The organism is Leptodesmis sp. (assembly GCF_052746595.1).
The window spans coordinates 30,887-46,068 of sequence record NZ_JBRAGO010000026.1; the positions used below are offsets into that span (position 1 = coordinate 30,887).

At 49.9% G+C, this 15,182-nt stretch carries 14 protein-coding genes; 10 read left to right on the forward strand and 4 right to left on the reverse strand.

Annotated elements, in window-relative coordinates; all coding sequences use genetic code 11:
* Positions 1-22 precede the first annotated feature (22 nt).
* Positions 23-1,198: a Ycf66 family protein gene (locus tag ACUVQO_RS08000; protein ID WP_445925361.1), complete on the forward strand. Its 1,176-nt coding sequence runs from the start codon at positions 23-25 to the stop codon at positions 1,196-1,198.
* Positions 1,199-1,233: 35 nt separating this feature from the next.
* On the opposite strand, the gene ACUVQO_RS08005 is transcribed toward ACUVQO_RS08000, so the two are convergent.
* Positions 1,234-2,706, reverse strand: coding sequence for a TldD/PmbA family protein (locus ACUVQO_RS08005; RefSeq protein WP_445925362.1), 1,473 nt, complete (start codon positions 2,704-2,706; stop codon positions 1,234-1,236).
* A gap of 358 nt (positions 2,707-3,064) precedes the next feature.
* Here ACUVQO_RS08005 and ACUVQO_RS08010 point away from each other — a divergent pair, with 358 nt between their 5' ends.
* The 4 genes from ACUVQO_RS08010 to ACUVQO_RS08025 all read left to right on the forward strand — a co-directional run bounded on the left by ACUVQO_RS08010 (position 3,065) and on the right by ACUVQO_RS08025 (position 5,615).
* On the forward strand, positions 3,065-4,333 hold the full coding sequence (locus tag ACUVQO_RS08010) for an AmpG family muropeptide MFS transporter (RefSeq protein WP_445925363.1): 1,269 nt from the start codon (positions 3,065-3,067) through the stop codon (positions 4,331-4,333).
* Positions 4,334-4,508: 175 nt separating this feature from the next.
* Entirely contained in the window at positions 4,509-4,739 is a 231-nt protein-coding gene (locus ACUVQO_RS08015) for a hypothetical protein (protein WP_233748172.1), read from the forward strand.
* A 22-nt stretch (positions 4,740-4,761) separates the two neighbouring features.
* Positions 4,762-5,277: a GNAT family N-acetyltransferase gene (locus ACUVQO_RS08020; protein ID WP_445925364.1), complete on the forward strand. Its 516-nt coding sequence runs from the start codon at positions 4,762-4,764 to the stop codon at positions 5,275-5,277.
* A 137-nt stretch (positions 5,278-5,414) separates the two neighbouring features.
* Positions 5,415-5,615 (forward strand): hypothetical protein, encoded by a 201-nt coding sequence (locus ACUVQO_RS08025; protein ID WP_445925365.1) that lies wholly within the window; start codon positions 5,415-5,417, stop codon positions 5,613-5,615.
* A gap of 206 nt (positions 5,616-5,821) precedes the next feature.
* Here the strand turns inward: ACUVQO_RS08025 and ACUVQO_RS08030 are convergent, their stop codons facing one another.
* Entirely contained in the window at positions 5,822-7,825 is a 2,004-nt protein-coding gene (locus tag ACUVQO_RS08030; RefSeq protein ID WP_445925366.1) for an amylo-alpha-1,6-glucosidase, read from the reverse strand.
* 78 nt (positions 7,826-7,903) lie between these two features.
* Positions 7,904-8,203, reverse strand: coding sequence for a (2Fe-2S) ferredoxin domain-containing protein (locus ACUVQO_RS08035; RefSeq protein WP_445925367.1), 300 nt, complete (start codon positions 8,201-8,203; stop codon positions 7,904-7,906).
* A 173-nt stretch (positions 8,204-8,376) separates the two neighbouring features.
* On the opposite strand from ACUVQO_RS08035, the gene ACUVQO_RS08040 reads away from it, so the two are divergent.
* The gene (locus ACUVQO_RS08040; protein WP_445925368.1) at positions 8,377-8,838 is read left to right on the forward strand and encodes an NUDIX domain-containing protein; all 462 of its coding nucleotides are present in this window, start codon (positions 8,377-8,379) and stop codon (positions 8,836-8,838) included.
* Positions 8,839-8,872: 34 nt separating this feature from the next.
* On the opposite strand, the gene ACUVQO_RS08045 is transcribed toward ACUVQO_RS08040, so the two are convergent.
* Positions 8,873-9,715, reverse strand: a complete 843-nt coding sequence (locus tag ACUVQO_RS08045) for a HEAT repeat domain-containing protein (RefSeq protein WP_445925369.1) — start codon at positions 9,713-9,715, stop codon at positions 8,873-8,875.
* Between the two features lie 313 nt (positions 9,716-10,028).
* Here ACUVQO_RS08045 and ACUVQO_RS08050 point away from each other — a divergent pair, with 313 nt between their 5' ends.
* From ACUVQO_RS08050 to ACUVQO_RS08065, 4 genes are all read left to right on the forward strand, one after another.
* Entirely contained in the window at positions 10,029-11,420 is a 1,392-nt protein-coding gene (locus tag ACUVQO_RS08050; protein ID WP_445925370.1) for a serine/threonine protein kinase, read from the forward strand.
* Between the two features lie 108 nt (positions 11,421-11,528).
* A complete protein-coding gene (locus ACUVQO_RS08055) occupies positions 11,529-12,098 on the forward strand; it encodes a phosphate-starvation-inducible PsiE family protein (RefSeq protein ID WP_445925371.1) in 570 nt (189 codons plus the stop codon).
* Positions 12,099-12,139: 41 nt separating this feature from the next.
* Complete coding sequence (locus ACUVQO_RS08060) at positions 12,140-13,903, forward strand: diflavin flavoprotein (protein WP_445925372.1); 1,764 nt, start codon at positions 12,140-12,142, stop codon at positions 13,901-13,903.
* Positions 13,904-14,153: 250 nt separating this feature from the next.
* The gene (locus ACUVQO_RS08065; RefSeq protein ID WP_445925373.1) at positions 14,154-15,071 is read left to right on the forward strand and encodes an RNA-guided endonuclease InsQ/TnpB family protein; all 918 of its coding nucleotides are present in this window, start codon (positions 14,154-14,156) and stop codon (positions 15,069-15,071) included.
* The last annotated feature ends 111 nt before the right edge of the window (positions 15,072-15,182 follow it).

The window sequence follows — 15,182 nt, forward strand, 5'->3', positions numbered from 1 at the left end:
TAAGTGACTGTAGAGAGGCAGTATGCTGGCATACATTCTGGCAATTGGGGTTGGATTGGGCAGCTTTGCGATGTACATGGCCGCCTTCTTCTTTCCGGAGGTGCATCGCAGAAACGACTTCATCTGGAGTGGGATTGGGTTGTTTTATGCGCTAGTGCTCTGGATTTATGCTCCCCGCATTACTGGAGGACTGTTACTGGGGCAGATGGCAGGGGTGGCTCTGTTGAGCTGGTTGGGCTGGCAAACATTCTGGCTGCGTCGTCAGGCGGCTCCCCTGGATCAACAAACACCTATCCCAGCGGCATCGGATTTGTGGGCTGGGTTCAGATCCGTTGCCAGTTCTAGTGGTCGATCGCCATGGGTGGGACAGATTTCTCGGCTGTTTGAGCAGGTCAAAGAAGGTGTACAGGCGATGGTGGCGACTACAACTCAAGCCAAAAGCCCTCCTCCTCCAGCCCCAACCGATACTTACACGCCTCCCAGTCTGGAAGAATTTGGCACAGCAGGGCAAGAAGCGGCCAAACGATTTGCCAGAGTTAAACTGCCTGACTCAGAAGCAACCCTCAGTAATTCTTCTAAGACGGATTCCCGTGCGATCGAATCGGCACGAGCTACCCGTGAAAGTGCTGCTGCCCGTAGTTCCTCGACTGTGGCAGGGATCAAAGAGAAAGGACGGGGCCGGATGGCAGCCGCTGCTCGTAAACAGGCGATCTCCCCCCAATCTGACCCCGATAGATCACCCACAGACTCACCGTCACGGCCCGTTCCTGCAAAATCAGCCAACCGTCCGGTTGGAGAACTCAGTAGCCGGACTCAATCTCTGTTTAAGGGTTTTTCTAAACAGAAGGAAAGCAAGCCTGTATATGTCCGGAAACAATACCGGGAGGCCATGGTTGAAGTTCCAGAAACCCAGAAGGCAGAAATTATTACTCCGGCTCCAACTGGGACAGGAGATTCTGTGAATTCCCATGCTGCAACTCTAGCCGATGTGCAAGTTGAGGTCGTGGCAGAAGTAGTCAGTGAAGAACTGGTTCCCGATCTTCTGGGTAATCCGCCGTACGAAGTGACAGCAGCGGAGATTGTTGAGGAACTGTTGGAGGATATTTCGGCTCAGGAAGCAAGGGCTACTCCCTCTAACTTGATGGATTCCAGAGTGGAGTATGAAACGGTTGAGCTTCCAGTTTCCCCAGAGCCATAATAAGCGTTCCAGCCCTGGCTTTGCTGATCGCAGGCTTAACGCCCGCCAACAGTAATGGAGTCTACTTTCAGGTGAGGTTGACCTACGGTGGTGTAGATGCTGCCACTGACTGAGCCACAGAAACCAGGAGCTAGGGACAGATCTTGAGAGCACATGGAAATCTTGTTCATGATCTCTTTCGCTTCGCCAATCAAGGTAGCGCCCTTTAAGGGTTTCGTGATGTTGCCGTTTTCAATTAAATAAGCTTCATCCACTCCAAAGTTGAATTGGCCTGTAGCTCCTACGCTGCCGCCGCCCATCTTCTTGCAGTAGATACCTTTATCGATCGAGGCAAACAGATCAGCGATCGCATATTCACCGGGAGCAATGTAGGTGTTCCGCATCCGGGAAGCGGCAGCATACGTGTAGTCCTGACGGCGACCACTGCCTGTTCGGGGATGTCCAGTTCGAATTGAACCAGCGCGATCGGCTAGGAAGTTCTTCAATACACCTTTTTCGATCAGTAGGGTACGCTGGGCGGGCATCCCTTCATCATCCATGTCGATCGTTCCAAACGCATTGGGGGATAGTCCTTCATCCCAGGCTGTAAGACTTTCGTGGGCAATCTTCTCACCTTTCTGATCCAAAAAGGGAGTGGTACGCTTTTCAACTTGGGTTGTCTCCAGCAAGTGACCGCAGGCTTCATGGAAGATCACGCCACCAAATTCGTTGGCCATGACGATCGGATAGGTGCCAGACTCCACGTAATCGGCGTACAGCATTTGTCCGGCAGACTCGGCAATATCATCCATCACCGCACCATAATTCCAGTTCCGCAAGAAGTTGGGGTTGCTGGTGTCCCCTAGGCGGCGAGCTATAGAAGTGCGGTGAGCGCCATCGGCACACAGGAGCATGGAGGCTACCGTTTGCGCCAACCGAATATCTCTGGCAAAGGTGCCATCACTGGAAGCCACTAACACTTCCTGCCAATCCCGGAAATAGCTGGCACGACGAGATTGAATGTGCTTGGCCTTTTGCTTCAGTTGAGCATTGGCATCCAGCAGTACTTCGCCCATTTCACGCATGGAACTGCACTGGGACAACCAGTTTTCTTTCCCTCGTAGCGATCCATAATCGCGTAAAGGTTCCAGGTTGATTTCGGGAATCAAGGCTCCTGGGCCAGGAAGTTGCAAGCCTAAGATGCTGAGTCCTTTTTCCAAAGCAGCCTTTAACCCTGAGAAGGACAGATCGTTGGTGCTGACGTAGCAATCTGCATGGCCGCGAAAAACCCGAACTCCGGCTCCGGTGGTCAGGCGAGGAGAAATGCTGGTGATTGCATCCTCTTCTGCAAGACAACTGATGTAATTGACGCGCTCTAGAAAGAATTCAATGAAATCGGCTCCGGCAGCTCGTCCTAATCCCAATAGGATAGACAGGGGCGACTCCCAGGTTTCATCGAAGCGGTCTGGGGTGGAGGTGTATTGAAGGGTAGGCAGTTCCTTAGAACGAAGTAAGGGGGTTGCAAGCATTATGTTCCTCATCTGCTTCGCGTTACTAGGCGGATTGGTAGCTATTAGTCCACTATAGAAGGCATTTAGCCCAACGGCACGGAGACAGTTAATCCGAGTTGATTCAGGTGATATCTCCTACCCGTTAAGTCTCTATTTTAAGGAGGAGTCAACATTTCGTCGGAAGGGTAGTATTCGTAGAGACGTTTCGCCGGAAGGTCTCTACAAACAAAAACTACCCGAAAGGGGTAAAGATTTGCAATTCTACAGGAGTCTAAGAGGATGCTTGACAGGCTCTAATGCTTGTTGGAAAACCTTCAGATCCCGTTAAACTCCCTCTTATGAGAGGGGGACCTTGTCTTGACCCTAACTTCGGCCCATGAAAGTAACCCAGCCCTTGTTGAAGATTCTGCATAGCCGCAAGATGGCATCCCTGCTGCTGCTAGGGTTTGCATCTGGTTTGCCACTGTTTCTTACGAGTCGCACGTTGCAAGCCTGGATGAAGGATGCTCAGGTGGATCTGGGGGTGATTGGCTGGTTTAGTTTGATTGGGTTGCCTTACACGCTGAAGTTTCTATGGTCGCCACTGCTCGATCGCTTTGTTCCCCCGATTCTGGGACGGCGACGGGGCTGGTTATTGTTAACGCAGGTGGGCCTGCTGGTGGCGATCGCGGCCATGTCTCTGCAGCACCCCCAACAGGCTTTGCAATTGGTGGCGATGAATGCCATGCTCATTGCCCTTTTAAGTGCTACCCAGGATATTGCCGGAGATGCGTATCGCACGGATGTACTGGAACAGCAGGAGTTGGGAATTGGAGCTTCGACCTGGGTTTTGGGTTATCGAGTTGCAATTTTAGTATCGGGTTCTCTGGCGTTGATCCTGGCTGATTATCTGCCCTGGCCAACGGTTTACCTGTTAATGGCGGCGCTGATGGCGGTGGGGGTGGTCACAACCCTCTGGGCACCGGAACCGATCGTCCAGGGACATCCACCAAAGTCTTTGATGGATGCGGTCTATCTACCTTTTAAGGAATTTTTTCAACGGTTGGGAATCCGTGCTGCGATTCTGGTGCTGCTGTTCATCCTGCTGTTTAAGTTGGGGGACGCGCTGGTGGGAAATATGGCCACCCCGTTTTTATTAGATGTGGGATATGGCAAAACTGAAATTGGCGCAATTCAGGGGACATTTGGGTTTTTGGCGACGGCGGTGGGGGTAGTTGGCGGGGGAGTCGTACTGACGAAGATTGGGATCGCCCGATCGCTATGGGTGTTTGGTATTTTGCAAGCGCTTAGCAATCTGGGTTACTTTTCCCTGACACTGCTGCCAAAGAATAGCCTGTGGTTACTCCTGGCGATTAATTTGGAAAACCTCTGCGCCGGACTGGTGACAGCTGGATTTGTCGCTTATTTGATGAGTCAGTGTAACCATGATTTCACGGCTACCCAGTATGCCCTGCTATCCAGCTTGATGGCAGCGGGAGGAATTATTCTGGCGGCTCCGGCAGGTGATCTGGCAAAGACAACAGGCTGGTCGGTGTTCTTCTTATTAACGCTGGTGGCCGCCCTGCCAGGGTTGCTTTTGCTACCTGTAGTGGCTCCCTGGAATAGCCGTTTGGAACCTGCTACAGAATCTCAAAATAATAGATGAGGATTCCTCGTATTCGCGGTAGTATGAAATGAGAGAGCTTCATAAAACTTGAATGAAGTCTCAAGAAAATCACAATAATCCAGGTTCAGTTAGAAAACTGAAGTTTCTCCTTAAGGAAAACTGCAGCTTTAGCCCTGGAAAATGTTTAATTTTATAAATTCCTAACGCTGCTATCATGGCTATCTTTAGGCAGTACATTGCACCCTTATTAATTGTTGTTGTGTTTCTCGTAGCGTTGTTGGCTGTTAGTTCCCGCATTTTCCTGGCGGATGATATGGCGGCTCCAGCACCTGTGGATGAGGTCAGTTTGCAACAACTCCGGTTACCTATTTCCCAAAAGGTTTCGTCTTTACCTCCCTCTCTCTCAGCTTTGGTAACTGGCATTACTGAAGATTCTGCACTTTAAGGGTAAGGACTGGCTGAGGTCAATGAGTGTATCCCTGCCTGCAGGTTATACCATTCGTCAGGGGTCTACGCTGCAGCGAGCACTATTGCTTAAATTTCTGCAAGTGACCTATGCTGAAATTGCTCCTGGTGGGGATCAGGCTCATCTTGCTGAGACGGTAGACCAATACTTCTCAAACGAAACTCCCCTCTGGTGGATGCATCAGGTTGTATCAGAGGAATTAACTGGGCTAACATCCTGCCCGGCCAGTCAATCTAAAACTGCAGTGATCGGATGCTTGTGGCTGGGAACGGCGATCGCGCAATCCACTGGAGATCGGCATACTCATGTTTTTCTGCTTTATATTGCTCCTGCCCATCGTCGTCGAGGACTCGGCTCTGCCCTGATGCAGCAAGCTGAAGTATGGGCCAGGCAGCGGGGCGATCGTCAGATCAGTTTGCAGGTTTTTACAGCCAATCAGCCTGCTCTGAATTTGTATCGATCACTGGGATATGAAACAGAGTCGCTGTGGATGGTGAAGGAGTTGAGAAAGAATTAGGAAGTAGGGTGAAGAAGGAGATAGGAGGATGGGGAGTGAGTGAAGGGGTAATGGGATGATGGGAAAAGAAGTTCAATTCATCATTCAAAATTGAAAACTGAGAATTTTTAACTCTCAACTTTTAACTCTTAACTCGAATGCAAGATTCCTCTTCTCACTTTACGCCCCAAGAACTTCAGGATTGGCAAGCTGCACTACAGGAGGCCAACCGGAATAATATCTGGTGTCATTGTCGGCGGTGCGATCGCGAATGGGTAGCTTCGGCGGAAGAGAGTTGTCTCTATTGCGGTAGCGATCGGGTGGAACACATCCCATGCTGGCAGTTTCCTGACGATTAAACTTTCTGACGACTAGATCTAAACCTTGTCTAGGTCCAGAACCGTAGTTTCTTTTATGGGAAAATGACCGTTCTCTAGCTGGACTTGGTTTAGAAATTTTGACTCAAAAATTTTCGACTGAGGGGCACAAACCGGAACTGGCTAACGTCACCTGCAAAAGATTGACTGAACCTCGGAGGGCGGTGGAAAACGCTGCCCTTTTTTACTCACTCTTCACTCTTCACCCCTTCTGTCGCTAACCAGGCTCGCAGGACTTCTGCAACCGTCCATGCCTGGGCGAAGCAGCCTCTGGGAGTCATGGGGGCATCACCATCAAAAATTTCGCTGCAACTGCCAACTCCATGGGCATACAGGTGATTGATCATAGGTTCCAGAAATTCTCGTGCTCTGGCTGGATTGTTGTACACCCGCAGATGTGCTGAAACGAATGGCCCTAATAACCAACCCCAAACGGTTCCCTGATGATAAGCTCCGTCGCGCTGACGAGGTGTACCGATGTAACGGCCCTGATATTGTGGATCATCGGGGGCAAGGGAGCGTAAGCCGTAGGAAGTTAATAGAGCCTGAGCACAGATATCGACGACGCTGCGTTGTTGAGCAGGGGACAAAGGGCTTTCGGTCAAGGAAACAGCAAAGATCTGGTTGGGGCGCAGGGAGGCATCGTTTCCATGGGGACCGTCCAGTACGTCGTAACAGTAGCCTAACCCTGGATTCCAAAAGCGACTGAAACGAGCCTGGGCACGATCAGCGATCGCTTCGTATTCCTGGTGGGGTTTGCCAATGCGTCGAGCCAGTTTAGCCATTGTTCGCAGGGCATTGTACCAAAGAGCATTCACTTCAACAGGTTTGCCAATCCGGGGGGTAACGACCCAATCATCAACTTTGGCATCCATCCAGGTCAGTTGCACACCCGGTTCTCCGGCATACAGTAACCCATCGGCAGAGTCGAGGTGGATATTAAATCGGGTGCCGCGACAGTGCCAGTCTACAATTTCAGCGAGTATGGGATACAGTTCGCGAATCAGATCATCGTCTTCCGTAGCGGCATAGTAGGCCCGTAAGGCTTCAAAGTACCAGAGGGTAGCATCAACGGTGTTGTATTCGGGGACTTCGCCTGCGTCGGGAAATCGATTGGGAATCATCCCCTGGTCAGTGTAATAGGCAAAAACACGGAGAATAGAGCGAGCGATTTCAGGCCGACCTGTGGCGAGGGTGAGTCCGGGCAGGCTGATCATGGTATCGCGGCCCCAATCGCTAAACCAGGGGTATCCGGCGATGATAGTTTTGCCGTTTGGCTCTTGAGGTGAGGTGCGATTGACGATGAATTGGTCGGTAGCCAGCACTAATTGACTGACAAATTCTGGCGCTTCTTTCAGACCGATCGGGTGACTGGATCGCCATAATCCCAATAATTTTTGCTCATAGATACGACGGTTTTTCAGCATTGCTTCCCCATTCAGGTCAGGGTTAGGTTCTGTGCTGGCAACGATGGTGAGAGATTCTCCGATTTCCAAGAGAGTTTGAAAGGTGGCGGCATGGAGGTGATCATCCCGATCACTCAGTCCCCGCTCTCGTTCGACAGCCAGATTAAAGCCGTAGTACCAATCGTGTCCGGGGGTAAAGTCGGCACGATCGCTGAGCAGTGTCAGGGGTACCGCCTCCGGAAAAGCAGAGACACAAATCCCTCGTTCCAGCGGCACGATCGTCATCTGCCAGCCCTGCCCCTGGGTGCGATTGTGATGATCCCGGTAATTCACGAGCGCTTTCAAGGTCAGGTGTAGGGGTTTTGTGGCTCGCAGGAGTTGATAGTGAATATAGGTCGTGTTGACTCCGGGTTGCATCCAGATGCGTTTTTCTAACAGCGCATCAGCACAGGCATAACGCCAGACGGGAATGGAATTCTGCAAGGCAAAGCGTTCGATGTGACGATAACCGTGGGGGCCAACGGAACCATCGAGCCAGCGATTGGTATGCAGGGGATAGTAGCGATCGCCATACAATACAGTGTCGTCCAGTTTAGCCAGCATCAGGGTACGGCCCAGAGGCGGCTTTAAGGCAGCGACTAATAAGCCGTGATAACAGCGGGTCAGCATTCCAGCTACTGTGCCTGCTGCATAACCGCCGATGCCATTTGTTACCAACCACTCGCGGGATTCAGCGACCTCCAGTTGTCCACACACTTCCCGTCCAAAATTAATTCCCATTGCCATATTATTCTCGTTTCTGCTTGCCTCAGCCCTCAACCGCCCATCCTAAACTATGCACCTCTTTTGGTGTACAGCGATCTTTTAATGAATTGGATACAGTATAGCTTTCACAGGTTCTCCACCCTGAAGATGGCACCTGACGATTGCGGGTACTTCTTCTGGACACACCCGCCAATACCATACATTTTCTGGCACTACTCGTACCATTGGTCCGTTACCGCACTGCCCCATGCAGGGACTAGCCATTACGACTACCCCAGGAACCGGATTGGCTTGAAAGGCTTGCAGGACTTTGGCGGCACCCTGACGAGAACATGCGCGACTTTGACAAATCCATACGTAGTGTGGGCTGGTTTCTGCAGAGGGAGAGAGGTGAACCACGATTCTGGGAAGTAGGGGATCAGGATTGGGGATTGGGGGTAGGAATGGAAAGGGAAATGGCAGTAATTTTATTTAGGTGGGGTGGCTGACGATCGCAGTTCGATCTGGGTTACGGAAATCGCTGGATTACCCTTGAAGATAGACTACTGTTGCTTGCATGGAAGGCCCACTCTATGAATTATCGGGTATCTGAACGAGTTGGAGCATTTCTCATTCGTAAGAATGACAGCAGCAGTCTTTACGAATTATTACTATTTAAACATGTGGATTATGCACAGGTACCGCTTCAGATTCCTGGTGGTGGGGTGGATCCAGGAGAAAGCCTGGAAGCCGCATTGAATCGGGAAATTTATGAGGAAAGTGGTCTGCTTAATTTGCCCATTATCCGTAAGCTGGGTGCTTTAGACCGCTGCTGGCTGGATACCAAGAATACGGCTCGTCGGCATTATTTTTTGCTAGAAGCACCATCTGACACCCGCGATCACTGGGAACATATTGTGCATGGCACGGGTGCAGATTCAGGGTTACGGTTTGCTTACTTCTGGCATCGCCCAACCCGGGAGTTCACGTTAACAGGGGGTTGTGCTTCGTTTCTCAATCCGTTTCATCTACCGGAGTTGTATGAAGCTCCTTAAAAGGACTTTGGATCGTAGAACGTTGCATATTCGATCATTTCTTTTTCTTTTTTTTCTGGCTGGCTTTCTTCTGGCTGGCTTTCTTCTGGCTAATTTTGGCTGCAGGCACTCCTTTACCAAAACCTTGAAGTTGCTGCATCTGGGCTTCGTATAGATCCAACATTTTCTTAACATCTGTCAGGGATGCAGGCACTTTGGGCTTCAATTCATCTGGTGAAAAGTCGGTTTCTTGCTTTAAGCCCAGATCGATTTGAACCGAGGGCCAACTGCCAACCATAAATTCGTCTACTCGTTCTGCGGCAAAGGCTTTTTCGATCGCTGCGGCAGCTTCTGTGGCTTTTAAGTCCATCAGGTTGGCAATCAGGCTTGTGTTTAATGTGATATCATTCTCCTCAAAGGCTTCTAATTGCTGCATCAGGGGGGCAACGCAGGCATTCCGACTCTCAGGATGGGTGATGGCGATTTCCTTGAGACAATCTACGGCTGTATTGCGAGCGGAATCGTCCTGGGATGGATCGCGGATCAGATCTGCTAAAACAGGAATAGCAGCCGGACCAATCATACTGTAAACGCGGGGGAGTTCTTCCCAAACCCAATCGAGGTCTTTATTGAGAATTGTCGTTAGAGGGACGATCGCGGCTTCCGCTTTTAGTTGCCCCAGTGCTCGCCATGCGTGGATGGGTGCCCATACTTCGAGGCGATCGCTATCCATTTCATCAAAGGTGCGATCGATGGCCATGCGAATCAGTTCTGGAATATCTTCTGGCTGCAATCCTACTTCGGTTGGATAGTCTGGCCAGTTCTCCCAATCCATTTGGTGGCAGTCGCCAAACGTCAGTAGCTTGGCAACATTTCCGGTGTAACTTGCAGTACTCATAGAACCCCGTAAAAGTTGAATACTACTATTCTATGGCAGCATTATCTGTATTAGTGGCTGATGCAGTGATGTTATTGGTTAATCTGGTTGTTGATAATCACTTTTTCGATGCAGAGACTGTTGAAAAATCGATCCTGTTTTAGTGTTTCTTCTAGTTTTATTACTGTTCTATGTCCTAATCCCTGAGTAGTTTACTCCACTGCTTGATCGCTGAATTGAAGCTTTGAACTAGCGCCAAAGGTTACTATGAACAAAAGTATATTTCTTAGTAACACTTGATTGAATTAAACTGCTTACCCGATCGCCCTCACTCATGTTGCAACCCGAACAAATTCTTGATCAGCGCTACAAACTGAAACAGAAGCTGAGTCAGGCTCCTGGACGACAAACCTGGCTTGCCGAAGATATCTCCCTGCAACCCCCAGAACTTGTGGTGGTCAAGTTGCTGGCTTTTGGGGCCGGAACAACCCAATGGGAAGATTTGAAATTGTTTGAGCGAGAAGCTCAGGTACTGCGGCAACTGGATCACCCCCAGATTCCAAAATATCGGGAGTCTTTCTCAATCTCAGAACCGCAGCAGTGGTTTGGGCTGGTGCAGGATTATATTCCTGGTCAGTCTCTGAAGCAGTTGTTAGAGCAGGGAAAACATTTTAGGGAACGGCAGGTTTTGCAAATTGCCGTGAATTTGCTGCATTTGCTGATTTACTTACATGAGTTGAGTCCTCCTGTATTACATCGGGATATTAAGCCTAGTAATCTGATTTGGGGAAAAGATAATTTCATTTATCTGGTGGATTTTGGTGCTGTCCAGAATCGGGCAGCCAGAGAAGGAACTACGTTTACGGTAGTCGGTACTTATGGATATGCGCCCCTGGAACAGTTTGGGGGACGGGCGGTTCCTGCTTCTGATCTATATGGTTTGGGGGCAACACTGATTCATTTGCTTACAGGTGTATGTCCTGCAGAATTGCCACAAAAAGATTTGAGGATTCAGTTTGCCGATCGCGTTAGCCTCAATCCGTCCTTTGTCCGCTGGATTGAAAAGCTGGTGGAACCGGATGTTAGCAAACGGTTTCAAACAGCTCGACAGGCTCTGGAGGCTCTACGATCGCCCACTGCAGAACTACTGGATCCCAATCAAAAGGCACTGACTGCAGGAGAGGCGCAATCGCTTAAAAGAGCACTGGCTGAAAACGAGATGCGATCGCTCCAACCTCCTCTGGATACGCGACTGGAAGTGTATCAAACGCCAGACGAACTGATTATCAAAATACCAGGCAGTAGCTCCTGGGAATTGTTGTTACTGTTGCCGCCACTGGGGATTGTACTGGTTGCCCTGGGACAGGTTCTTCTTCCATCCACCCTCACGGTTGATCTGGGAATGCTTGTGCTGTTTCTGGGGATTGTTGGATCGGTCGTTAGTTTCACCTATTGGAACTTTTTGCCAACTATTGTTCGCTTCGATCGGCAGCAATTTTCCATCTCTAAACAGCTATTTGGTCGGAAAGTTTCTCTGGTGAGTGGCTCGACAACTACGGTACAGGAGATCACTGCCACCCAAAAAAACTTTCACAGTGGTAGTAATGCTCAAGCTGAATGGGTCGTGATGTTATCTGCTCCCTCTGGAGCAGAATTTTTTGGCAGGGGATTAAGTCAGGCAGAGTGTGGCTGGTTAGTAGATGTCATTCAGCAATGGTTGGATTAGTTGACCTTCTCAATTGTACTCATAAACTATCTCAATAGGTTGACTATCTACCTATAAGCTAATCTGAAGGTAAGCTAGACAGTACCCATTTATCTGAAGCAAAAATTTATGAGAGTACCCAGAGAGACTGTGCCTGCAGAACGTATGGGAGCCTGGTTAGAACGGGTTGTGTACGCGCTGGAAATTGTGCAAGACCTGATTGTGATTTCCCTCTGCATTGGTCTGTTTAGCTTCATGGTATTGCAGTTACGCGAGATGTTTGTCTCCCTGCTGCCCCCTCTGGATTTTCAGGTGGTCACTGCCGATATTCTGTTCTTGCTGATTCTTGTGGAATTATTCCGCCTGCTGATTATTTATTTGCAGGAGCAACGGGTATCGATCGGCGTAGCGGTAGAAGTTTCCATTGTTTCTGTCTTGCGAGAGATTATTGTGCGGGGAGTGCTGGAAGCTCCCTCCACCCAGATTCTATCGGCCTGTGCGCTGTTAATTGTGTTGGGTGTCCTGTTGGTGGTGCGCGTCTGGTTGCCTCCCACCTTTGAAGGGATTGATCCAGAAAAACGGCTGTCAATGCGGCGTAAACTGGAACGAGAACTCCGTAATCATGAAACCTCTGAGATACCACCGCGAGTGATCGAAACGGTCCATTCCTCGAATTCTTCCTCCTGGCATGAGTCCTGACGGGATCCCTTCTCCTGTTTTTCTTTCCTAACCCTGAATGTATGGCTGACATGAAACCCCGTGACGTACAAGTTGTCGAAATTGGTGCTGGAACGATCGCCCTGCGCTCGCGCACCTGGGATCGCCTCAAGTTTGAAGTAGAATACGGACGGCAAAAAGGTACCACTGCTAATTCCTACCTGATCCAGGCTCAGGACACGGCTTTAATTGATCCACCTGGGGAGTCTTTCACCAACCTGTTTCTGGACGAGTTGGAGCATCATCTGTACTTTCAACGCCTGAATTACATCATTCTCAGTCACGTTAATCCCAACCGATTGGCGACTCTAAAACGGTTATTAGAACTGGCTCCTTACGCGACGGTGATTTGTTCTAAACCAGGAGCAAATACGCTGCGATCGGTATTTGCCAATCAGCCCTTGAATCTGCCATCTCCCAGGGAAGACGAGGCTCAAGATCTGGGGATTGACTATGGTTCCGATCGCACGCTGAAGGTACACATTATTCGGGATGATGAGTCTCTGGATCTGGGAAATGGTCACGAGTTACAGTTTCGCTTCGTGCCCACCCCCCGCCACCCGGATGCGATCGCCACTTACGATCCGGCCACTCGCATTCTCTATACCGATAAGTTGTTTGGCACCCATGTCTGTGATGATGCCGCCTTTGATGAACACCGAAAGGTGCTGGAGGAAGACCGTCGTTATTACTTTGACTGTCTGCACGCAGCCCAGGCTCCTCAGGTAGAAGCCGCCCTAGACAAATTAGAAGTCTTTCCCGCTAAAATTTATGCACCCGGTCATGGTCCGATCGTGCGCCATAGTTTGAGCCTGTTGACCCTGAATTACCGTCGCTGGTGTCAGCAGCAGCAAAGTCAAGATTTTAGTGTGGCGATGCTGTACACCTCGGCTTATGGGAATACGGCAACCTTAGCGAAGGCGATCGCGAAAGGCATTACTCAAGCTGGGGTGGCGGTGCGATTGATTAATTGCGAATTCGCGGAACCAGACGAAATTACGGAAGCGGTGCAGGTGTGCGATGGCTTTATCATTGGCTCTCCCACCCTGGCTGGTCATCCTCCGACCCAGATTCAAACCGCCCTGGGAATTGTCTTATCAACGGCTGCAAAGACGAAGGTCGCTGGGGTATTTGGCTCTTACGGTTGGAGTGGGGAAGCCATTGACTTGATTGAAAGTAAGTTACAGGATGCTGGCTATCCGTTAGGGTTCTCCACCATTCGGACGAAATTCAAACCGACAGCAGAAGTTTTGCAGCAGTGTGAAGCGGCTGGAGCGGAATTTGCCCGGGCGCTGAGTAAATCCCGGAAAGTGCGGGTTCCCCGACAGGCGGCAGATGCTCAGACCGATCGCACGGGACAAGCCGTGGGACGGGTAACCGGTTCCCTCTGTGTAGTGACCGCAAAGCATGGTGGCAAAGACCTGGGATTTCTTACCTCCTGGGTGTCTCAGGCTGCTTTTAACCCTCCGGCGATCACCCTGGCAATTTCCAAGGAGCAGGTTGGTGGTTATCTTGCTTATCCTGGAGGATCCTTTGTTCTAAACATCTTAAAAGAGGGCCGCAACCTGCGCCGTTACTTCCAGAGAACTCCTGTTCCCGGAGAGGATCCCTTTGTGAATGTGGCTACTCAACCTGCTACTAATGGCTGTCTGGTACTGCTAGATGCTCTGGCTTACCTGGAATGTACGGTACAAGATCGGATGGACTGCGGTGACCATTACCTGCTGTATGGATTAGTCGAAAACGGCAAAGTGTTGGAAGCCACTGGAGTTACTGCTGTCAGATAGTGGCTCTCCCAGAAACCTGGTTTCTAGTGCTTGAGTCACGATGGGTTTCTAGAACAATAGGGCTATTGTAAGGAGAGTTAGGAAATTTGAGCGATCAGATTTTATTGTCTGTTGGGCAACCACTACCTGTATCTACACAAAAGAACACGGGAGCATGGTAGCCCTGTGATTTTAATCTAGGGCGGAAAGGCGACACGGCTACTTTAGTAGCCTTCATCAAGGATGATGCGGATCTTCGATGTATGCCTGAATGGTTGCCGCGCTAACGTTACCTGCTGTATGGAAACGCGGTGAACTGGCAGAAAAGCCCAAGTTACCCAAATATCGTAAAAGAGGATTGTTTACAGTTTCCTACCCTAAGCGATGGCTAAAGTTGACTGATCAAGGCATTAGAATTCCGCTAGGTAATCAGGTGAAAGCCTGGTTTGGGATTGATGCAATCTTCCTGCCAATGCCGTCTAATCTTGACTGGCAGCAAATCAAAGAGGTTCGTATTTTGCCTAGAAACGGTTGCTTCTACGCAGAATTTGTTTACCCGTTAGAGTCTCAAGTGGCAGAAGTTGATCCAGCTAAAGTGATGGGTATCGACCACGGGATTGATAACTGGTTAACCTGCGTGAACAATATAGGAACCAGCTTCATTGTTGATGGTCGGCATCTGAAGTCCATGAACCAGTGGTACAACAAGCAGGTTGCAACCATCAAAGAGGATAAGCCTCAAGGGTTTTGGTCTATACGATTAGCGGCTATTACGGAAAAGCGGAATCGTCAGATGCGCGATGCTGTCAACAAAGCCGCAAGATTAGTAATCAACCACTGCCTTGAACAGGGCATTGGTCGGATTGTCTTTGGCTGGAATTTAGGTCAAAGGTTTAAGGCCAATATGGGATGCAAAACCAATCAGAAGTTTGTGCAGATCCCAACGGCAAAGCTCAAGGAACGTATTGCTCAACTGTGCAAACAGCACGGCATTGAGTTCCTTGAGCATGAAGAGGCAAATACCTCAAAGACAAGTTTTCTAGATGGCGACTCTCTACCCCTTACGGTGAAAAACCCGAACGATGGAAAGCGTCAGGAAAGCGAGTTAAGCGGGGTCTATACCGAACTGGGCAGAACTAGTATATCAACGCAGACTGTAACGCTGCTGCGAATAGTATCCGCAAAGTAGCGATGATGCTTAGGCTAGACCTGAGCGGAGTCAGTAGGGGCTGTTTGACTCAGCCTTTGAGGGTTCGGCTATGGACTCGCCAAAAATCCCCGTCTCTTTAGAGCGGGGAGT